Origin of the sequence: Massilia varians (genome assembly GCF_027923905.1) — a bacterium.
Taxonomy (GTDB): Bacteria; Pseudomonadota; Gammaproteobacteria; order Burkholderiales; family Burkholderiaceae_D; genus Telluria; species Telluria varians_B.
In genome coordinates this window covers 1,807,857-1,827,124 of sequence record NZ_AP026966.1, presented here as the reverse complement: position 1 = coordinate 1,827,124, position 19,268 = coordinate 1,807,857, and the positions used below count along the sequence as shown (strand labels likewise).

17 protein-coding genes and 1 riboswitch are annotated in these 19,268 nt (G+C 68.2%); of the genes, 8 read left to right on the top strand and 9 right to left on the bottom strand.

What is annotated here, in order from left to right; all coding sequences use genetic code 11:
- Nucleotides 1-3: 3 nt before the first annotated feature.
- The 4 genes from MasN3_RS08370 to MasN3_RS08355 form a co-directional block, all read right to left on the bottom strand.
- Nucleotides 4-363: a hypothetical protein gene (locus MasN3_RS08370; protein ID WP_281913505.1), complete on the bottom strand. Its 360-nt coding sequence runs from the start codon at nt 361-363 to the stop codon at nt 4-6.
- Nucleotides 360-1,022 (bottom strand): thiol:disulfide interchange protein DsbA/DsbL, encoded by a 663-nt coding sequence (locus MasN3_RS08365; RefSeq protein ID WP_281913504.1) that lies wholly within the window; start codon nt 1,020-1,022, stop codon nt 360-362. The genes MasN3_RS08370 and MasN3_RS08365 overlap by 4 nt, the downstream gene beginning before the upstream one ends.
- Nucleotides 1,023-1,147: 125 nt before the next feature.
- Complete coding sequence (locus tag MasN3_RS08360) at nt 1,148-2,035, bottom strand: cobalamin-binding protein (protein ID WP_281913503.1); 888 nt, start codon at nt 2,033-2,035, stop codon at nt 1,148-1,150.
- Nucleotides 2,035-4,020, bottom strand: coding sequence for a TonB-dependent receptor family protein (locus tag MasN3_RS08355; RefSeq protein ID WP_281913502.1), 1,986 nt, complete (start codon nt 4,018-4,020; stop codon nt 2,035-2,037). Before MasN3_RS08355 ends, MasN3_RS08360 begins: the two co-directional genes overlap by 1 nt.
- Before the next feature lie 85 nt (nt 4,021-4,105).
- Nucleotides 4,106-4,344: riboswitch (cobalamin riboswitch) on the bottom strand.
- 126 nt (nt 4,345-4,470) lie between these two features.
- Here MasN3_RS08355 and MasN3_RS08350 point away from each other — a divergent pair.
- Nucleotides 4,471-6,684 (top strand): M1 family metallopeptidase, encoded by a 2,214-nt coding sequence (locus MasN3_RS08350; protein WP_281913501.1) that lies wholly within the window; start codon nt 4,471-4,473, stop codon nt 6,682-6,684.
- Nucleotides 6,681-7,604: a hypothetical protein gene (locus tag MasN3_RS08345; protein WP_281913500.1), complete on the top strand. Its 924-nt coding sequence runs from the start codon at nt 6,681-6,683 to the stop codon at nt 7,602-7,604. The genes MasN3_RS08350 and MasN3_RS08345 overlap by 4 nt, the downstream gene beginning before the upstream one ends.
- 65 nt (nt 7,605-7,669) lie before the next feature.
- On the opposite strand, the gene ylqF is transcribed toward MasN3_RS08345, so the two are convergent.
- Entirely contained in the window at nt 7,670-8,617 is a 948-nt protein-coding gene (gene ylqF, locus MasN3_RS08340; RefSeq protein ID WP_281913499.1) for a ribosome biogenesis GTPase YlqF, read from the bottom strand.
- Between the two features lie 169 nt (nt 8,618-8,786).
- Here ylqF and MasN3_RS08335 point away from each other — a divergent pair, with 169 nt between their 5' ends.
- A complete protein-coding gene (locus MasN3_RS08335; RefSeq protein WP_281913497.1) occupies nt 8,787-8,939 on the top strand; it encodes a hypothetical protein in 153 nt (50 codons plus the stop codon).
- Nucleotides 8,940-8,949: 10 nt separating this feature from the next.
- Here the strand turns inward: MasN3_RS08335 and MasN3_RS08330 are convergent, their stop codons facing one another.
- The 4 genes from MasN3_RS08330 to MasN3_RS08315 all read right to left on the bottom strand — a co-directional run bounded on the left by MasN3_RS08330 (nt 8,950) and on the right by MasN3_RS08315 (nt 13,149).
- Nucleotides 8,950-10,173 (bottom strand): hypothetical protein, encoded by a 1,224-nt coding sequence (locus MasN3_RS08330; RefSeq protein ID WP_281913495.1) that lies wholly within the window; start codon nt 10,171-10,173, stop codon nt 8,950-8,952.
- Nucleotides 10,163-11,038 carry a hypothetical protein gene (locus MasN3_RS08325; RefSeq protein ID WP_281913493.1) on the bottom strand — a complete coding sequence of 292 codons (876 nt, stop codon included), beginning with the start codon at nt 11,036-11,038 and terminating at the stop codon, nt 10,163-10,165. The genes MasN3_RS08330 and MasN3_RS08325 overlap by 11 nt, the downstream gene beginning before the upstream one ends.
- 195 nt (nt 11,039-11,233) lie before the next feature.
- Nucleotides 11,234-12,115: a hypothetical protein gene (locus MasN3_RS08320; protein ID WP_281913492.1), complete on the bottom strand. Its 882-nt coding sequence runs from the start codon at nt 12,113-12,115 to the stop codon at nt 11,234-11,236.
- 104 nt (nt 12,116-12,219) lie between these two features.
- Nucleotides 12,220-13,149 (bottom strand): histone deacetylase family protein, encoded by a 930-nt coding sequence (locus tag MasN3_RS08315; RefSeq protein WP_281913491.1) that lies wholly within the window; start codon nt 13,147-13,149, stop codon nt 12,220-12,222.
- 158 nt (nt 13,150-13,307) lie between these two features.
- On the opposite strand from MasN3_RS08315, the gene MasN3_RS08310 reads away from it, so the two are divergent.
- The 5 genes from MasN3_RS08310 (at nt 13,308) to MasN3_RS08290 (ending at nt 19,226) form a co-directional block, all read left to right on the top strand.
- Nucleotides 13,308-14,228, top strand: a complete 921-nt coding sequence (locus MasN3_RS08310; RefSeq protein ID WP_281913490.1) for an AAA family ATPase — start codon at nt 13,308-13,310, stop codon at nt 14,226-14,228.
- Nucleotides 14,229-15,239 carry a DUF58 domain-containing protein gene (locus MasN3_RS08305; protein WP_281913489.1) on the top strand — a complete coding sequence of 337 codons (1,011 nt, stop codon included), beginning with the start codon at nt 14,229-14,231 and terminating at the stop codon, nt 15,237-15,239.
- Nucleotides 15,236-17,245, top strand: coding sequence for a transglutaminase TgpA family protein (locus tag MasN3_RS08300; protein ID WP_281913488.1), 2,010 nt, complete (start codon nt 15,236-15,238; stop codon nt 17,243-17,245). The genes MasN3_RS08305 and MasN3_RS08300 overlap by 4 nt, the downstream gene beginning before the upstream one ends.
- Complete coding sequence (mltB, locus tag MasN3_RS08295; RefSeq protein WP_281913487.1) at nt 17,242-18,441, top strand: lytic murein transglycosylase B; 1,200 nt, start codon at nt 17,242-17,244, stop codon at nt 18,439-18,441. Before MasN3_RS08300 ends, mltB begins: the two co-directional genes overlap by 4 nt.
- Before the next feature lie 449 nt (nt 18,442-18,890).
- Nucleotides 18,891-19,226: a hypothetical protein gene (locus MasN3_RS08290; RefSeq protein WP_036216124.1), complete on the top strand. Its 336-nt coding sequence runs from the start codon at nt 18,891-18,893 to the stop codon at nt 19,224-19,226.
- Nucleotides 19,227-19,268: the final 42 nt, after the last annotated feature.

Sequence of the window (19,268 nt, the reverse complement as noted above, 5' to 3'; positions counted from 1 at the left end):
GGTTCAGCGTTCGGGCGCGCGCCGGGAGGGATAACGCGAGACGTGCTCGTCGTACTGGCCGCTCACGTGCGTCATCCCGTACCACAGGTGTTCCCACCAGTGGTCGCGCGAACGCACGGTCACGAGACAGGCCTTGTCGATGCCGCCCTTGAAGAGTGGATCGGGGCATTTGTTGCTCATCAGGGCGTAGCGCTGGTTCTCGGCATTGACGAGGGCAATGGCGAGCCAGATGGCGATGCCCGTGCAGAGCACCGCCACCGACCACGCAATGTGGTTCACATAGCTGGTCTCAAACAGGTCGTCCTCGTTGGGCCGGGACCCATCGTACATCTTGAGGACTTCGCGTTCGACGTCTTTACTCATTTGGTCTTGGCTGCCCGCTCGACGAGCTTGTCCAGGACCTGGGAGGTCGCCTGCATCAGCTGGTTGACGTCCTGGATCTTGTTCGATTCCTGGATCTGGCCCGGCGACACCACGTACTTGCCGTCGATGATGATGGTCGGGGTGCCGCTCACCTTGTAGGCGCTGGCGGTCTGCTGCAGGCGGCGCAGCTTGGTGGTCACGCCGAAGGAGTTCCAGGTTTCCATGAACTTGGCCTTGTCGAGACCGTTCTTGACCGCCCACTCGATGATCTGGTCATCCTTCATCAGGCGCTGGCGCTGCACGTGCACGGCCTGGAACACGCGATCATGGTACTGGTCGAGCTTGCCCATCGCTTCGAGGGTCAGGAACAGGCGTGCTTCCGGGTCGGCCGGGCCCTGGAAAGGCAGCGGCACACGGCGCATGACGATGTTGTCGCCCTGCTTCTTGACCCACTGCTTGAGGGTCGGCTCCAGCATATTGCAGGCCGGGCAGTGGTACGCGAAGAACTCGAGGACCTCGACCTTCTTGCCCGTCGCCTGCACCGGCTGCGGCGCGGCCAGGGTCTGGTAGTCGACACCGTTCTTCGGATCGGCTGGCGACGCGATCGCGGTGCTGGCGACCATGGTGGCGGCGATGAGGGCAAAACGCAGAGAACGCATAGGTTTCCTTCCACAATAGATTGAGCAAACGCCGGGAGATTACCACTTTTTCGGCCCGTCATTCTGAGGAAGGGCTGAATTTTGCATTTGCTTACCGAATTAACGCGGGCGATACGGGGGCATTGCTATCGTGGCCGGCGCTGGCGCACGCCCTCCAGGGCCTCGCACAGCCGGGCCGCGCCATCGATCGCCCTGGGCCCGGGCCGGGTCAGCAGTTCGCCGTCCACCGTCAGCAGGTTGCCCCGCTTGACCGCCGTCATGCTCTTGTACGGTTCCCACAGCTTCAGGCCCGGGTTGGCAGGATCGTAACGCTTGCCCGCCATGATCGCCTCCGGATCGGCCTGCAGCACCGCTTCGATGCCGACTTCCGGCGCCACCGCCTTCAAGGCGCCGAACACGTTGCGCCCGCCGCAGACCCGGATCGCGTCGCTGGCGATCTGGGCATCGTTGAGGGTGTACAGCGGCTGGTCCCAGATCTGGTAGAACACCGTGACCGGCGAACGCCGGGCATAGCGTGCTTCCAGCCCCTTGAGCCGGATGCGCAGGGCCCCGGCGGCGGCGTCGGCGGCCGCCCCGGTGCCCAGCAGCCGGCCCAGGCGCTCGACGTTGTCGGCGACCTGTCCCAGCGTGCGCGGCTCGCTGTGGAACACCGGCACGCCCAGCGATTCGAGCTGGGCGATCTGGCGCGCCGTGTTCCCGCTGTGCCAGACCACGATCAGGTCGGGCCGCAGGGCCAGCACCCGCTCCATGTCGATCACGCTGTTGCTGCCCACCAGCGGAATCTTCCTGGCCGCTTCCGGATAGTCGCTGTAGTTCATCGCCCCGACCACGCGCGCGCCGCCGCCGGCCGCGAACAGCAGTTCGGTGGCATGCGGCGCCATCGAGATCACGCGCCGGGCCGGCTGCTCCACGGTGACGCGGCGGCCGGCATCGTCGACCACGCTCACCGCGGCCTGGGCGCCGGCCGCCGCTCCCAACAGCAGCGCGGCGAACACGAGTCGGGGCGCGCGCATCAGAAGTCGTAGCGCAGCGACAGCTTCAGCTGGCGGCCATCGCTCGGGTAGATGCCCGAGCGGCAGCCGAAGGCATTGCTGTAGTACTGGCGGTCGGTCAGGTTGAGCGCGCTGACGGCCGCTTCCCAGCCGCTCACGCGGTAGGCGTAGCGTGCGTCGACGGTCGTGTACGAGGGGATGCGGGCGCCGCAGCTGTTGCTGAAGTCGCTGCCGTAGCGCTGGCTGTCCACCCACTGGGCGCCGATGTCGGCGCTGTGGGCGCTCGCCGGAGTCCAGGCGGCGCGCACGGTGACGACGTTCTTCGGCACCAGCACCATCTCGCGGCCGGCATTCGGGCCGCCGGTGAACTCGGCGTCCACGCGCTGCCACTTGGCGGAGAGGCGCAGGTCCGGGGTCAGGGCTTGCTGGCCCTCGAGCTCGAAGCCCTGGCGGCGGGTCGGGTCGAGGTTGGTGTTGGCGCCCCAGCCAATGGTCGGGTCGTAGAAGATCTCGTCCTTCAGGCGGTGGCGAAACAGGCGCGCGGTCAGCTGGCGGTCGGCGCCGCCGGCACTCACGCCCAGCTCCAGGTCGCGCGAGGTCTGCGGCGCCAGCACCTCGAGGCCCGCGCGCAGGCTGTTCTCGTCGACGTTGGCGATGCGGTAGCTGCGGCCCAGCTTGGCGAACACGGTCACCTGCGGCATCGGATCGACGCTGCCTTCCAGCGACCAGGCATTGACCGACTGCCTGCGGTGCTCGTTCACCACCGGCGGGAAGGCCAGCGGGTCGGAATAATCCTTGGTGAAGCTTTCGTGGCGGCCACCGATCGCCAGGCGCGCGTTTTGCAGCACACCCTGCGACGCGTTCCACAGCAGCTCGTTGCGCAGGTAGATGGCGCGCGAGTCCTGCTCGGCGTCGCCCTGCGAGAAGTTGGACGCGGTCTGACGTTCCCAGCGCGCCAGGTCGATCCCGACCACCAGTTCGTTGCGCTTGTCGCCCAGGGCGGCCGTGTGGCGCAGGCGCGGCGAGAACTGGGTCTGGCTGGCGTCGTAGGCGACACGGGTGACGCCGCCGGTGTAGAAGTAACTGGCGGCGACTTCGCGTTCGCGGTGCGCCAGTTCGGCGGCCAGTTCGAAGCCGCCCACGCGGTGCTCGACAAAGGCACTGATGCGGTCGGTGTCGAGGGTGCCGGAGTCGTCCGGCGTGGAGGCCTGGCGCGGATCGGCCAGGAACTGGGCCTCGGTGAGCGAACCCGGGAAGCGCGCGTCCTGGCGCGAGCGTTCGAAGCGCAGGCCGGCGCGGCCGGCGCCGTAGGCATACTGGACGCCGCCGCTAGCGGTCTTCTGCTTGAACTCGCTGTTGGCGCGGTAGTTGTCGGTGCCGCGGTCGGCCAGCGCCAGGTCGAACGACAGCGGACCGGCGCCGTGAGTCAGCGAGGCGCGCAGGTCGTGGGCGTCGAAGCGCCCCGCCTCGGCGAAGACCGAGCCGCGGGTGCCGTTCCCAGCGGCCCGGCGCGTGATGATGTTGATCACGCCGCCGGTCGCGCCTTCGCCGTACAGCACGCTGCTGGCGCCGCGCTGGATCTCGATGCGCTCGACGGTGTCGACCGGGATGCTCGACAGCACCGCATTGGTCAGCTCGTTCTCGTTCAGGCGCACGCCGTCGACCAGGATCACCAGGTTCTGGGCGCTGTTCGCGCCGAAGCCGCGCAGGTCGAGCGCGAAGTCGGGCGACGCGTCCAGGCTCTGGCGTCCGTAGACGCCGCCGACCTTGCGGATCGCCGCATTGACGTCGGCGGCGCCGGAGCGGCGGATGTCCTCACGGGTGATCACGGTCGCGCCGATCGGCGCACTGGCGGCCTGCGCCGGGAAGCGCGCGCCGGTGATGACGATCGACGGCAGGGTGTCCTGGGCAAGGGCGTCGGCGGCAAGGATGGACAGCGACAGGGCGCAAGCCAGCGCGAGCGGCTTCACGACCGGCGCGCTGCGTGGTACGACAGCAGATTTCATGTTCGGATGTTCTCGGTAATGGCACCGACCTGCGTCCCCGCACGCCGGAGTTCAACGGAAGGCGCCGCCATGCTGCTCGCATGCGCTCGCTTCCACCTGTCTGGCCGGTATCCGGGCTTGCAAGACGGACCGCCCCACCTTCCTATGCCGCCGGGCACAGTGGTTATCGAGGCAGCCTACAGCTTCGCGTATGCGAAGCCGTGCTTGTTGACCGTTGCGGGGGCAGCACATCTCGGCGCGGGCGCGCAGCGCCTTTGCCTCGTGTTTCCCGTTTAACTGCACATGCGGAGCGCATGCGCGGGCACCAGAACGGCGAGATTATAACCTGACAAGCTTTCCTGCATTTCGTTGTCGTATTTTGTGCTTCCATTCCCTGCGCATGGCAATTCGCCGATGTTCTGGATATAGTCGCGCTCATATAAATACAACATCGACAACAGGGAGTCCTGCATGCAGATCAAAAGAAAGCGACAAGGCCTGCGCGCGCTGGCATGCGCCGCACTGCTGGCCTTCGGCGGCGCCGGCGCCTGGCTAGCCCAGGCCGACGCGCCCCCGCCCGCGGCCACGCCTTCGCTCGACGGCATCGCGCTGGCCGCGCCGAACGCCGCTGCCGTTACGGCGCCGAGCAGCCCGAATGCCTGGGGTGGCATCCGCAGCGGCGACCACGCGACCCTGTCCGAGCGCGTGGCCAGCTACCGCATCAGCGCCACGCTCGACCCGGACAAGCACGTGATCGCCGGCCAGCAGCAGCTCACCTGGCGCAACCGCAGCGCGGTCCCGGTACGCAGCATCTACATACACCTCTACATGAACGCCTTCGAAGGCGAAGGCAGCAGCTTTTTCACCGAGCAGCGCCAGCGCGGCGAACGTTTCCGCAGCGGCGCCGAGATCGGCGACGGCGAATGGGGCCACATCGCGCTGCGCAGCGTGAGCCAGGGCGGCGCCACCGTGCCATGGCGCTTCGTCCAGCCGGACGGGGGACCGCCCACCGACCACACGGTGGCGCGCCTCGACCTGCCCGAGGCGGTCGCCCCCGGCGCCTCGACCACGCTCGACATGGCCTTCACCACCCAGCTGCCGCGCGTGATCGCGCGCACCGGCTACTACGGCAGCTTCCACCTGGTGGCCCAGTGGTTCCCGAAGATCGCGGTGCTCGAACTGCCGGGCGAGCGCGGCGCCACCGCGCCACGCTGGAATGCGCACGAATTCCACATGGAGTCCGAGTTCTACGCCGATTTCGGCAGCTACGACGTGAGCCTGACCGTGCCGAAGGGCTATACGGTGGGCGCGACCGGCGCGCTGCAGGGTGCGCCCGTGGAGAAGAACGGCTTGCTGACGCACCGCTACGTGCAGCACGACGTGCACGACTTCGCCTGGACTGCGGACAAGCGCAGCGGCCGCCCGCTGGTGGAGACCTGGACCGGTCCCGGCAGCCCGATCGTGACGGTGCAGGTGCTGTACCCGCAGGAATACGAGGCCAGCGCCAGGCCGGTCATGAAGGCGGCCAAGGATTCGCTGGCCTATTTCTCGCGCAAGCTCGGCCCCTACCCCTACCGCACGCTGACCGTCGTGATCCCGCCCTACAACGCGCAGGAAGCCGGCGGCATGGAGTACCCGACCTTCATCACCGCGTCCGGCTATGCGGCGGTTCCGCCCAAGTCGCTGCAGGAATATGAACTGGACGCCGTGACGATTCACGAACTCGGCCACAACTTCTTCCAGGGCATCCTGGCCAGCAACGAGTTCGAGGAGCCGATGCTCGACGAAGGCCTGACCGCCTACTGGGAAAACCGCGCGATGCGCGACCGCGGACAGAAGGTCCATCCCGCCCCCGGCTTCCTGAAGCGGATCGGCTTCGATCCGGGATTCGAGGGCTTCGACGCCATGCGCCTGTTCGCCCCGCGTGAGCGGCCGCTGGATGCGCCCGGCCAGAACGCCTGGCAACGCCTGCAGGGCATCGATCCGGTCTACACCCGCAGCGCCACCGTGATGCGCGACCTGGAGCAGCGCATCGGCAGCGAGGCCATGGAGCGCGGCTTCAAGGAATACTACCGGCGCTGGAAGTTCCGCCACCCCAGCATTGCCGACCTGCGCGAGGCGCTGGCGGACGGCAGCGGCGAGCGCGCCGCAGTCGAAGAGGTCTTTGCGCAGCAGGTCTATGCGGCCGCGCGCGTCGACGACAAGCTGGCCAGGCTGTCGAGCGAAGAAGAGCTGCCGCTGGCCGGCACCCGCGTGGTGGACGGCAAGCGCGTCGAAGAGAGCCAGGCGGCGGTGGACGAGCGCATCGCCAGGCTGCGCGCCGACTGGACCAAGGCCAATCCCAAGGCCAGGCAGGGCGGCCCCTTCCCCTGGCGTACCCGGGTGACCGTGCGCCGCGACGGCGCCAGCGTGCCGCAGACCCTGGTGGTGCGCTTCGCCGACGGCAGCAGCGAGACCGTGGCCTGGAACGCCGCCTCGCCGGACGAGAAATGGCGCACATTCACCTGGGTCAGGCCGGCGCGCGCCATCTCGGCCGAGCTCGACCCGCGCCGCAGCCACTACCTCGACGTCAACAAGCTCGACGACAGCCGCACAATCGACCCCAAGCGCAGCGCATCGACCCGCTGGACCAGCGACGCTGCAGCCTTCTTCCAACTCATCCTGTCCTTCATCGCCACCGTATGACGACCACGACCGCTTCCCTGGCGCCCGCGCAGGCGCCGCACACTTCCACGTCACGCGGCCATGCCGGCTTGCGTGCAGTGGGCGCCGCCCTGCGTCCGGCCCTGCAATGGCGCCTCCTGCTGCTCTGGCTGCTGGCCCTGCTGCTGCCCACGCTGGTTGCCGCCCTGCCCCTCTGGACCATGCTGGGCGCCGCCTTCGACCGCTCGGTGCACGCCACGGCCCTGGCCCAGCGCCTCGACGGGGTAGCCATTGCGGACCTGGTGGCCCTGCACAGCCAGCACGCCTCGGCCGTGAGTGCGGGCGGCATCGTGGCCCTCGTGATGACGCTGCTGCTGTCGCCCTTCCTGACCGGCGCGGCCATCAGCGCCGCGCGCGCGCCGGCGCCGCTCGCCTTCGCGGCGCTGGCCGCCGGCGGCGTGCGCGAGTACGGGCGCCTGCTGCGCATGCTGCTGTGGGCCATCGTGCCGCTCGGCGCGGCGGTTTTCCTGGGTGGCATGGCGGCTTCGGTCGCCGAGCAGCCCGGCGCCGTGCTCGAGTCGACCGCAAGCAATGCGGCCCTGGCGGCCTCGCTGATCGTCGCCCTGCTCGTGCTGCTGGCCCATGCGACGCTCGACGCCGGCCGCGCGGTGCTGGCGCTGGACCGCCGCCGCAGCTCGGCGGTGCTGGCCTGGTGCGACGGGCTGGGCCTGATCGTGCGCCGCCCGTTTGCCGTCCTCGGCCTGTATGCCGTGATCACGGTGCTTGGGCTGCTGCTCGCCGGCGCGCTGGCGGTGGCGCGCCTGAACGTCCCGGCGCTGGGCGCTGGCAGCTTCCTCGGCGGGCTGCTGCTGGCCCAGCTGGCGGTGCTGGCGCTGGCCTGGATGCGCTGCGCGCGCCTGTTCGGGTTGATGGAGCTGGCCAGGGGAGCCGGCCCACGCTAGCGTCCCTGCAACGCATCGTTGCGTTGAACGCGTGTGCGGCAGAGCCGCACACCCTACGAAAGTCCTCAGGTCCCGCGCTTGCCGCGCATCGCCTCTTCCGCCTTCAACGCCGCTTTTTCCTCGGCGATGCGGGCCTTTTCCGCCACTTCTGCGGCATGGCGCGCCAGCGCCGCGGCGCGGCTGTCCGGCGTCTCGAGGCTGATGCGTCCCAGCGCCCCGGTGCGGTAGTCGTGCAGCAGCACGTGTGCCGCCTTTTCGTAGTCGAACTCGCCGCCGCGCATGCGGAAACCGCGGCGCTGGGCCACGTGCTCGATCACGGCGATGCCGTCCAGCCCCTCGGTCTTGAAGCCGTACCTCGCCGTGAGCAGTTGCGGATAGCGCTCGAGCAGCAGGTTGGCCAGGTATTCCGCCACTTCTTCCTCGATCAGCGCGTTCGAGCCGACCGCATGGCTCGCGGCCAGCATCAGGCCGTCGCTCGCCATGGCGATCTTCGGCCACAGCATGCCGGGGGTGTCGACCAGCACGATATGCTTGCCGAGGTAGAGCTTCTGCTGGGTCTTGGTGACGGCCGGTTCGTCGCCCACCTTGGCCACCCGCTTCTTGAGCAGGGCGTTCATCAGGGTCGACTTGCCGACGTTCGGGATCCCCATGATCATGATGCGCAGCGGCTTGGTCGGCACGCCCCGGTGCGGCGCCAGCGACTGGCAGATGTCGGGGATGCGCGCCACCTCGTTCGGCCGCTTGGTCGTCATCGGGTAGGCGGTCACGCCTTCCTGCGCATCGTAGAAGGCCTTCCAGGCCGCCGTGGCCACCGGGTCGGCCAGGTCGGTCTTGTTCAGAATCTTGAGGCAGGGACGCTGGCGGAACTTGCGCAGCTCCTCCACCAGCGGGTTGCAGCTCGCCTCGGGCAGGCGGGCGTCGAGGACTTCGATCACCAGGTCGGTGTTCTCCATCTGCTCGGCGGCTTCCTTCTTGGCCGCGTTCATATGCCCCGGGAACCATTGTATCGACATGCTCTACTTTCCAAATCTTCAGTCAGGACGCTATTTTACGCTGGCGGCCGGCTTGTGAAACAACAGCACATCTGAACGCACAATCCATTGATCACTAGCAATGCTTCACCTTAGGGCGCGGCGCACACTTCAGGTTCCGCCCGCCGGGCCGCATTTCTGGAGAATCGTCATGCGTCATATGCCGAGGAATTCGCCGCCGCGCTGGGCGGCGGTCGAGCTACCGCCGAAGAAGTCGCTGGGGCGCTGGTGCGCCTTCGGCGTCCTGTGCGCCATGGTCGGCGCCGCCTGCCTGGTCGACCGCTTCCCCCTCCTGATGGGTTGATGCCGCAGCCTCACCTGGCCGCCGGGACGCAAGCGCTCGGCGGCAGCGGCTGGCCCGGATCGAAGGCGGCCAGCTGTTCGCGCGCCGCGTTGCGGTCCTTCGCGTACTCAAGCAGGTAGCGCGACCGTTCCTCGCTCTGCCACTCGGCATCCGACACGCCCTTCATGCTCTGGGTGCGGCTGGCAAACACCTGCCCTTCCAGGCGCGGCAACAGCAGGCGGTCCGGGTCCACGTTCTCGCGCAGCAGGTAGCCGTCGACGTCGCGCAGCCGCAGCGGCAGCGCCGGCCGCTCGTCCGTCATCAGCCTGCCGAACACGGTCAGTTTCACTTCGCGCGTGCCGACGGCCAGCACCTCGTTGAAGGTGGCCAGCGCGAACGGCTGGCCGCGCGCATCGTCGACCCGGCCGGTGACGATGTAGCGGCCCGGCTGGCGCACCTCCAGGCCGAGGTAGAAGCTGAGCGAGCCGTTCTCGACCGCTTCGCGCACCTGGCCGGTCCAGCTGGCCGGCAGCACCGGCGTGTAGATCACGTCGAACAGGGCGAAGCCATTGCGCCCGCCGGCGTTGTAGCGGACCTCGGTGCGGATGGTGCCGTGAAAGCCCGCCAGGCCGGTCTGGCCTGGCGCCAGGACGGCGGCGTAGGACTGGTCGCCGGCCACCGGGTCGGCGCCGCCGCCATCGTCGGCGAAGGTCAGGGCCACCTGCGGAGTCGGGCGGCTGCCGCCGTAGGTCATGCCCTGGGCCAGCGCGCGCGTGATCACGAGCGGCACGGTGGCGCCCTGCGCATCGACGGCGCGCAGCGAAAAGGCGGCGGCTTCGCCGGCTGCCAGGTAGACGCGCGACTGCGAGGTCTGCAGGAACACGCTGCCGTTGGTGCCGCCGCCGTCAAGGCGCATCGGGTGCATCTCGGCGACGGGCTGGTTCGGGTGCAACTGGTCCGGATTCTGCGCGGCCGGGCGCGAATCCATGGGATAGCGGCTGCCCTCCAGGTAACTGCAATAGGTGTGGTCGGTCAGCTGGACGTGCTCGACCAGCTGGCGGCGCCGCTCGGCGCGCCCGCTGGGGATCGCCGGGCCGGGTTCCGGCACCGGGCCGAAGAAGCGCGGGCCGGCGGGCGGCGGGCTGGCGGCAGCCTGCGGCGCGGCCTCCGGTTCGCCGCGCCCGAGCCACAGGCCGAGCGCGGCGGCGAGCGCCACGCCCAGGCCGATCAGCGCTTTGGCAGACTTAGAGGGCACTGTTCACCACGGCGCTGCGCACGACGCCCACGATCCCGCCCCAGTTGCCGTTGGCGTAGTGGTTGTAGGCTTCGCTGTCGTCACGGAAGACCACCGAATGGTAGCTCCACTTGGCGCTGCCGCCCTCGTTGGCCGCGGTGCCGAGCGTCAGGTCGTTGCAGAACCAGTCGCTCGGGTTGCAGTAGGAACCGCCGGCGCTTCCGGCCACGCCGCCAGTGCTGTGGTAGGCGACGGCTTCGTCGTCCTGGCCCGGCAGGATGCCCGAATAGGCGGTGCCCTTGCCCGCCGCATACATGTAGAACCAGACGTTGCGGGTGGTGTTGTGGTTGTACATGGCGCGCGCGGTGGTGGTCTTGAGGTCCTGCACCAGCGGCTCCGAGGTAGTCCAGGAACCGGCGTCGGACAGCTCCGAGCCGCCGGCGGCGCCGGAGGCGGCGCGCACCCACTTGATGTTCCATCCGGTCTGCGAGCTGCCGTCGCTGTTGCCGCACACGCCGTTGCTGGCAGGGCTGGCGTTCTTCTTCAGGCGCGCCGAGCCGCCGTAGTTGGCCAGGGTGTAGCCCATCATCAGGTCGCCGGCGCTGTGGGTGACGACGTAGCACCAGTTGGCGCCGGTGCAGAAGCAGTCGAGCGCATTGCGCACGGTGCCGCTCTGGGAAGCGATGCTGCTGCGGCCGTCCCAGTTGACGGCCTTCTTGTTGACCCCGGCCGCCGTGGTGGACGGGCCCCAGTAGGTGAAATCGTTGTAGTTGCCGATCGCCCCGCCGCCGGTGCGGCCGTTGATCCAGAGAGTGTAGTTCGCGCTAGACGCCCAGCTCGTTACCAACATCAGGCACAGCGCACACAACATGCGTATTTGTCTCACTGTCTTCTCCTTATGGTCGTTGTGACCGTAGGTTCTACGGTTGAGTTCGACAGTACGCTTGGCATACAGACGTGTCAATTTGCACGATTGCCAGTGTTGCGGGCAGGTCCGGCAGCGGTATTTTTCGCAGGAAATATGCGCGCGCGCAGGGTCGATGCCGATGGCATGGACCCGCGCCCGCGCTGGCGCAAGACGCTACTGCGCCGAATTCACCACGGCGTCGCGCACCACGCCCACCACGCCGCCCCAGTTGCCCTTCATATAGTGGTTATAGTCCTCACCGTCGTCACGGAACAGCACCGAGTGATAGCCCCACTTGGCGCTGCCGCCCTGGTTGTTGGCGGTGCCCAGGGTGAGGTCGTTGCAGAACCAGTCGCCCGGATTGCACAGGGAGCGGCCGGAACTGCCGGCCACGCCGCCGCTGCTGTGGTAGGCGACGACCTCGTCGTCCTGGCCCGGCAGCAGGCCCGAGTAGAGCGTGCCCCTGGCGCCGGCGTACATGTAGAACCAGATGTTGCGGGTGTCGTTGTGGTTGTACATGGCGCGCGCGGTGGCGGTCTTGAGGTCCTGCACCAGCGGCTCCGAGGTGGTCCAGGAACCGGCGTCGGACAGCTCGGATCCGCCCGCCGCCCCGGCCGCGGCGCGCACCCAGCGGATGTTCCAGCCGGTCTGGGCGCCGCCGTCGCTGTTGCCACATACCCCGTTCGCGTTCGGAACCGCGTTCTTCTTCAGGCGCGGCGTGCCGCCGTAATTGGCCAGCGTGTAGCCCAGCATCAGGTCGCCGGCGCTGTAGGTGACGATATAGCACCAGTTGCCGCCGGTGCAGAAGCAGTCGAGCGCGTTACGTACCGTGCCGCTCTGGGAAGCGATGCTGCTGCGGCCGTCCCAGTTGACGGCCTTCTTGTTGACGCCGGCCGGGGTCGAGGCCGGCCCCCAGTAGCTGAAGTCCTCGTAGTTGCCGATGGCGCCGACGGCGCCGCCGGCGCGGCCGTTGATCCAGAGCGTGTAGTTGGTGGCGGCTGCCAGGCCGGATGCGGAGAACAGGAACAGCGCGCAGCAGGTACGGATCGGTCTCATCTTCTTCTCCTTGTCGATCGCTTCGCCATGGCGGCGAAGCCGTGAAGGATTAGATGACGCGGCGGGAGGGACGTTCCGCGCCGGGCCCGCCAGCGAGGCGCGCTTTAGTCGAGCTCGGCGAGCGCCTTCAGGTGCGCCACCACGCTGCGCCCGAGCGCCGACAGCGCATAGCCGCCCTCGAGGCAGCTGACGATGCGCCCGCGCGCGTACTGCTTGGCGATGGCCATCACCTGGTGCGTGATCCAGGCATAGTCGCTTTCCACCAGGCCGATGCCGCCCATGTCGTCCTCGCGGTGGCCGTCGAAGCCGGCCGACACGAAGATCATCTGCGGCTGGAAGCGGTGCAGCGCCGGCAGCCAGTGCTCCTGCACCAGCTGGCGCACCGTGTCGCCGTCGCTGAGCGCCGGCACCGGGATGTTGACGCTGGTGGCCGTGATCGGTTCCGGGTCGCAGTAGGGATAGAACGGGTGCTGGAACAGGCTCACCATCAGCACCCGCGGGTCGTTGCGGAAGCTGTCCGCCGTGCCGTTGCCATGGTGGACGTCGAAGTCGACGATGGCCACGCGCTCCAGCCCGTGCACCTCCAGCGCGTGGCGCGCCGCGATGGCGACGTTATTGAACAAGCAGAAGCCCATCGGCTCGGTCGGCGTCGCATGGTGCCCCGGCGGGCGCACCGAGCAGAAGGCATTGTCCACTTCGCCCGCGATCACGGCATCGGTCGCGGCCACCGCGGCGCCGGCCGCGCGCAGCGCCGCCTGGTAGCTGTGGTGGCACAGGATGGTGTCGCCGTCGAGCGGATAGTGGTCGCCCTCGGCCGGCACGTTGTCGCGCACCAGCGCCACCGCGCCGGGCGTGTGGTTGCGCAGCACGTCCTTGATGTCGGCCAGCGGGGCGCTGCGCTGCTCGATCAGTCCGTCCAGGCGGGCCAGGATCAGCTGGTCGTCGATCGCCTGCAGCCGCGCCGGCGCTTCGGGGTGCCAGTCCCCCATGTCGTGCCGCAGGCAGTCGGGGTGGCTGTAGATTGCTGTGCTCATCGTGGGAAATGCTCATCCATAGCGCACCTTTGCGGCCGGTTTCGCATAGAATCGACCCAAAGGCTTGTTGCCGACGGAGTATGAAGGTTGCCAATGGCGCTAATCTACCATGCAAGCGTCCTGCTCCGCACTCCCAAGCCGCTCACCGGAACCCAAGCATGTTCAATCAATTACACTCAGCGGCGCGCCAGGTGTCCCAGGTCGTGGTCGGCAAGGACCAGCAGGTGCGCCTGGCCCTGACCTGCCTGCTGGCCGGCGGCCACCTCCTGCTCGAAGACCTGCCCGGCGTGGGCAAGACCACGCTGGCGCATGCGCTGGCGATCTCGCTCGGCCTGAAGTTCAACCGGGTCCAGTTCACCAGCGACCTGCTGCCCGCCGACGTGGCCGGCATCTCGGTGTACGAGCGCGAGAAGAACGACTTCGTGTTCCATCCCGGCCCCATCTTCACCCAGGTGCTGCTGGCCGACGAGATCAACCGCGCCACGCCCAAGACCCAGTCCGGCCTGCTCGAAGCCATGGAAGAGCGCCAGGTCAGCGCCGACGGCGTCACCCGCGCCCTGCCCGAGCCCTTCTTCGTGATCGCCACCCAGAACCCGGCCAACCAGGTCGGCACCTTCCCGCTGCCCGAATCGCAGCTCGACCGCTTCCTGATGTGCCTTTCGCTCGGCTATCCGGACGCGGCCGCCGAACGCGCCCTCCTGATGGGCGAAGACCGGCGCGCCATGCTGCGCTCGCTCCCGCCGGCGATGCAGCCGGAGCAGCTGGCCCAGGCCCAGCGCGCCCTGAAGGAAATCCATGCCTCGCCGGCGCTGGTCACCTACGTGCAGGCGCTGGCCCAGGCCTCGCGCCAGAATGGCCTGTTCGCCGAGGGCCTGTCGCCGCGCGCCGCGATCGCCCTGCTGCAGGCCGGCCGCGCCTGGGCCGCGCTGGAAGGACGCGACCACGTGATCCCCGAAGACATCCAGGCCGTGCTGGTGCCGGTCTGCGCGCACCGCCTGCGTCCGCTCAAGGCGGCGCACGGCCAGGCGCTGGCCAGCCGCGACCTCGTGCTGCAGCTGCAGAAATCGGTCCCGGTGTAGATGGCGGTCGCAGCAGGAGGCCTGCGCGGCTGGATGCGGCGCACCACCGGCAAATGGCTGCCGCGCCGCGGCACGCTCGACGCCGGCGAGGTGGTGCTGAGCCAGCGCCGCGTCTTCATCCTGCCGACCCGCGCCGGCATCGGCTTCGCCGTCCTGCTGCTGGTGCTCCTGATCGGCTCGATCAACTACAGCCTCGGCCTGGGCTTCGCGCTGACCTTCCTGGCCTTGTCCTGCGCCCTGGTGGACATGGTCTTCACCTACCGTAACCTGGCCCACCTGGCGCTGCAGCAGGGCCGTGTGCCGGCCGTCTTCGCCGGCCAGGAAGCCCAGTTCGAGCTGCACGTCGCCAACCGCACGGCGCTGGCGCGCTACGGCGTGTGGATCGATTTTTCCGATGCCTCCAACAAAGGCGAGCCGCGCCACGCCGCCGACATCGCCGCCCACGGCAGCGCCAGCGTGCTGCTGGGCGTGCCGACCAGCACGCGCGGCTGGCTGCAGCCGGCGCGCGTGGTGCTGTCGACCCGCTTCCCGCTCGGCCTGTTCCGCGCCTGGAGCACTTGGCGCCCCGCCTCCCGCGCGCTGGTCTATCCGCGCCCGGAAGAAGGCGCGCCGCCGCTGCCGGTGAGCGGCAATGCGGTCGGCAGCGGCCGCGCAGGGGGCTCCGACGACTTCGCCGGCGTGCGCAGCTACCAGGCGGGCGATTCGCCGCGCCAGCTGGCCTGGCGCCAGATCGCCCGGCTCGACCCGGCCCTCGGCGGCCAGCTCGTCACCAAGCACTTCGAAGGCGGCGTGGGCGACGAACTGCTGCTCGACTTCGCGCAGCTGCCCGCCCAGCTCGACCTCGAACTGCGCCTGTCGCGCATGACGCGCTGGGTGCTGGACGCCGAGCAGCGCGCCCTGCCCTACGCTTTCCGGCTTGGCGCCATCCACTACGACGCCGGCAACGGCGCCGCCCACCAGGCGGCCTGCCTGCGTGCGCTGGCGCTGTACGGCAGCGGAGAAGCGGCATGAAGCGCCTGGCGTCCCTGGCGCGCCTGCCGAGAGACAAGGCGGACACCCTGCTGCTGCTGGGCAGCGCCCTCTTGGTGCTGGCGCCGCATGCGGCGCACCTGCCGCTGTGGGTGTCCCTGCTGTGCGCGGCCACCCTGGCCTGGCGCGGCGCGATCACGCTGCGCGGCAAGCGCATGCCGTCGGCAATGCTGCTGCTGCCGATCGCGGTCGCCGCGATGGCCGGCATCCAGTTCAGCTACAAGACCCTGCTCGGGCGCGACGCCGGCGTGGCCATGCTGGTGCTGCTGGTCGCCTTCAAGATGCTCGAGATGCACGCGCGCCGCGACCTGTACGTGGTGATCTTCCTGTGCTTCTTCCTGGTCCTGACCAACTTCTTCTATGCCCAGGGCATCGGCACCGCCCTCTTGATGGTGGCGGCGGTGCTGGCCCTGCTCACCACCCAGCTCTCGTTCCAGTTCACGGGAAAGGTGCCGCCACTGGGTGCGCGCCTGGCGATGGGGGCCAGGATGCTGCTATTCGCCGCGCCGATCGCGGTGCTGCTGTTCTTCGTGTTCCCGCGCCTGGGCGGGCCGCTGTGGAGCATGCCGGGCGGCGGCGGCAACGGCAACGGCAGCGCCAGGTCCGGCCTGTCCGAACGGATGGCGCCGGGGCAGATGTCGAACCTGGCGATGTCCGACGAACCGGCCTTCCGGGTGCGTTTCGAAGGTCCAGTGCCGCCCAAGGCCCAGCTGTACTGGCGCGGCCTGGTGCTGGACGCCTTCGACGGCAGCGCCTGGACCCGCGGCGGCTCGATCCCCACCCGCTCCGGCACCTCGCTGCGCGTGCGCGGCGCGGCGCAGCGCTACGAAGTGACGCTGGAGCCGTCCGACACGCGCTGGCTGTTCGCGCTGGAGATGGCCGGCCACATCCCGGAAGTGGCGGGCTACCAGACCCAGGTCTCGCACCAGATGGAACTGAGCCTTGAGCGACCGCTGGCGGCGCGGGCGCGTTATTCGATGATTTCCTATCCAGACTATGCGCTCGACGGCCGCGACGCCCTCGACGATCCCAACCAGTGGCTGCTGCTCCCCTACGGCTACAACCCGCGGGCGCTGGCCGCGGGCATCGCGCTGCGCAAGGAAGCGGAGCCGGCGCGCCGCATCGAGCAGGTGCTGCGACGCTTTCGCGAGCAGCCCTACAGCTACACGCTGGAGCCGCCGCTGCTGGGCCGCCACTCGGTGGACGAATTCCTGTACGGGACCCGCGCCGGCTTTTGCGAACATTATTCCGGCGCCTTCGTGTTCCTGATGCGCGCGGCCGGCATCCCGGCGCGCGTGGTGACGGGCTACCAGGGCGGCGAACGCAATCCGATCGACGGCTACGTGACGGTGCGCCAGTCCGATGCCCATGCCTGGGCCGAGGTCTGGCTGCGCGGGCGCGGCTGGGTGCGAGTGGACCCGACCGCCGCCGTGGCGCCGGAACGGGTGCGGCGCAACCTCGCCGCCGCGGTCGAGCGGCCGGCTCCCTTCGGCATCGATGCGCTGCGCGGCCTGTCGATGTTCGGCGGCGATTCGCTGCTGGGGCGCCTGCGCAATGCGCTGGGCGCGGTCGACAACGGCTGGAACCAGTGGGTGCTGAACTACACCCCGGAACGCCAGCGCGGCTTGCTGCAAAGCGTGGGCGAGAGCCTGGCCGGCTGGCGTGTTGCCGGCCTGATCATGCTGGGAGCCGGAGTGTTGCTGTTGGGAAGAATTTTGTACCTGCGCAGGGAACACGATCCGGTCGAGGCGGTATACTCTTCCCTATGCAAGCGCCTTGCCCACCTGGGTCTGGCACGTGCAGCGGACGAAGGGCCCACCGCCTACGCGGCCCGGATCGCGGCCTCGCAGCAGCTGGCCCCGCCATCACTGGACGCCGCCGCCGAATTCTTGCGCCGCTATAGCGCCTGGCGCTATGCGCCGCCCCAGCCCGCGCTCGCGCGCCAGCTGGCCGCTACCTTGAAGAGATTACTGTCGCAAGTTAGATGAAATCGATCGTTCCCCTGTTTGCCGCGCTGGCAATCGCCTTTGCCCCGAGCGGCCAGGCGCACGCCAGCGCGAAGGATCCGCAGGTCCAGTCCAAGGCCGCCAAAGCCAAGGCTGCCAAAGCCAAGGCCGCCGCGGCCAGGAGCAAGAAGGACAAGGCCGCCCGCAAGCGCGTCGCCCTCCGTTCCAGCAAGGTGCTCAAGGCCGCCCCGGCCGCCGCCGCGATCGACTACGACGGCGAGCACCACAATTTCCTGGAATGGCATGCGGTGCGCGAATTCGTGGACGAGATGGCGAGCCAGCACGGCTTCGAACGGACCTACCTCGAATCGCTGTTCGGCCAGGCGCGCTTCATCGATTCGGCGGTCCAGCTGGTCAAGCCGGCCCCGCCGGGCAAGCCGAAGAACTGGCAGGCCTACCGCGACCGCTTCATCGAGCCGATCCGCATCGCCGCCGGCGTGCGCTTCTGGAACGAGAACGCCGAGACGCTGGCACGGGCCGAAGCGGCCTACGGCGTGCCGGCCGAGATCATCGTCGGCATCATCGGCGTCGAGACCATCTACGGCCGCGACACCGGCAAGTTCCGCGTGCTCGATACGCTGGCGACGCTCGCGTTTGCCTATCCGGAAACGCCGAACCGCGCTGCGCGCATGGCCTTCTTCCGCAGCGAACTGGCGAACACCCTGATCTTCGCGCGCGAGCACCGGGTGGAGCCCTTCTCGCTGCTGGGCTCCTTCGCCGGCGCGGTCGGCATGCCGCAGTTCATGCCGGGCAATATCCTGAAATACGGCGTGGATTTCAACAAGGACGGCCAGATCGACCTGCGCCAGTCGTCGGACGATGCGATCGGCAGCGTCGCCAATTTCCTGATCCAGCACGGCTGGAACCCGGAACACCGCGGCAGTCCGGTAACGCCGGCCGACGTATCGCCCAACCATGCCTGGGAGCCGCTGCTCGACCGCGGCCTGCAAGCGACCTTGCGTCCGGAAGAGCTGCGCGCCGCCGGCGTCACCGCGGCGTCGGCGCTGTCCGCCGAGCGCCTGTACGGCCTGGTCGACCTGCAGAACGGCGCCGAGGCCACCGAATACTGGGTCGCCGACGATAACTTCTTTGCCATCACCAAGTACAACCGCAGTTATTTCTATGCCATGTCAGTGATTGAGCTTGGTCGCGCGGTGCGTGCTTCGCGCGGCGGCTGAGCATTGCTCGGCGGGAAACTTTGTATCGATTTGTAACGGTCTTCCCGCCTTTTCTTCCTTCCTGAAGCGCTTCACTGTCCCTATACTCCCCGGGGGTATGCGTTCCTTTTCTCCAGATTCTCTGGAGAAACACCCCTCATCGCTTCATACTCCCGCTTTTCTTAGTACTCTGTCAGTATTTTTCATACCGTGCGGCATCAACCCAGCGATGACGTTACACTTGGGATTAATCAAAAAACAATTATTATTTCCGTGAGTTTGTGAGAGAATTGCATTGCGGCTATTGTTGCGTTGAGACAACAATACTGAGTAAATCGATCTGATCGTTATTGCTACTGAGTATCAGATTAGAAATTAGTTGTACAATTGAGTAGAAAATTACGAAATAACGTAGCCTGGAGCCGAGCGCCGCATGGGGCTCCGTCCAACCCAAAATAGGAATTTGAATCATGACAAACCAAGTCGGCATTGATATGAATAGCGATTCGGAGTCCGATGAGCTCCTGCAGTACAACCCGAACCGCCTGCTCGACACTCTGATCGAGAACCTGCGCCTGAAGAACGACGCAGCCCTGTCGCGCGCACTGGAAGTGGCGCCGCCGGTGATCTCGAAGATCCGTCACCACCGCCTGCCGGTCGGCGCTTCGCTCCTGATCCGCATGCACGAAGTCAGCGACCTGTCGATCCGCGACCTGCGCTACCTCATGGGCGACCGCCGCGCCAAGTTCCGCATCAGCGATAAGCAGTTCAAGCCGAAGGAAGGCGCCGCGCCGAAAGAGGCGTGATCGCTGCGGCGGCGCGGCAGGCCCGGCCTGCCGCTTGACGCC

Excerpts from the sequence above, each read along its gene's own strand:
- MasN3_RS08310 (WP_281913490.1), top strand. The coding sequence starts at position 13,308 with ATGTTCAATCAATTACACTCAGCGGCGCGCCAGGTGTCCCAGGTCGTG.
- MasN3_RS08315 (WP_281913491.1), bottom strand. The coding sequence starts at position 13,149 with ATGAGCACAGCAATCTACAGCCACCCCGACTGCCTGCGGCACGACATG.
- MasN3_RS08335 (WP_281913497.1), top strand. The coding sequence starts at position 8,787 with ATGCGTCATATGCCGAGGAATTCGCCGCCGCGCTGGGCGGCGGTCGAG.
- MasN3_RS08355 (WP_281913502.1), bottom strand. The coding sequence starts at position 4,020 with ATGAAATCTGCTGTCGTACCACGCAGCGCGCCGGTCGTGAAGCCGCTC.
- mltB (WP_281913487.1), top strand. The coding sequence starts at position 17,242 with ATGAAATCGATCGTTCCCCTGTTTGCCGCGCTGGCAATCGCCTTTGCC.
- ylqF (WP_281913499.1), bottom strand. The coding sequence starts at position 8,617 with ATGTCGATACAATGGTTCCCGGGGCATATGAACGCGGCCAAGAAGGAA.
- MasN3_RS08365 (WP_281913504.1), bottom strand. The coding sequence starts at position 1,022 with ATGCGTTCTCTGCGTTTTGCCCTCATCGCCGCCACCATGGTCGCCAGC.
- MasN3_RS08370 (WP_281913505.1), bottom strand. The coding sequence starts at position 363 with ATGAGTAAAGACGTCGAACGCGAAGTCCTCAAGATGTACGATGGGTCC.
- MasN3_RS08320 (WP_281913492.1), bottom strand. The coding sequence starts at position 12,115 with ATGAGACCGATCCGTACCTGCTGCGCGCTGTTCCTGTTCTCCGCATCC.
- MasN3_RS08360 (WP_281913503.1), bottom strand. The coding sequence starts at position 2,035 with ATGCGCGCGCCCCGACTCGTGTTCGCCGCGCTGCTGTTGGGAGCGGCG.
- MasN3_RS08305 (WP_281913489.1), top strand. The coding sequence starts at position 14,229 with ATGGCGGTCGCAGCAGGAGGCCTGCGCGGCTGGATGCGGCGCACCACC.
- MasN3_RS08345 (WP_281913500.1), top strand. The coding sequence starts at position 6,681 with ATGACGACCACGACCGCTTCCCTGGCGCCCGCGCAGGCGCCGCACACT.
- MasN3_RS08350 (WP_281913501.1), top strand. The coding sequence starts at position 4,471 with ATGCAGATCAAAAGAAAGCGACAAGGCCTGCGCGCGCTGGCATGCGCC.
- MasN3_RS08290 (WP_036216124.1), top strand. The coding sequence starts at position 18,891 with ATGACAAACCAAGTCGGCATTGATATGAATAGCGATTCGGAGTCCGAT.
- MasN3_RS08300 (WP_281913488.1), top strand. The coding sequence starts at position 15,236 with ATGAAGCGCCTGGCGTCCCTGGCGCGCCTGCCGAGAGACAAGGCGGAC.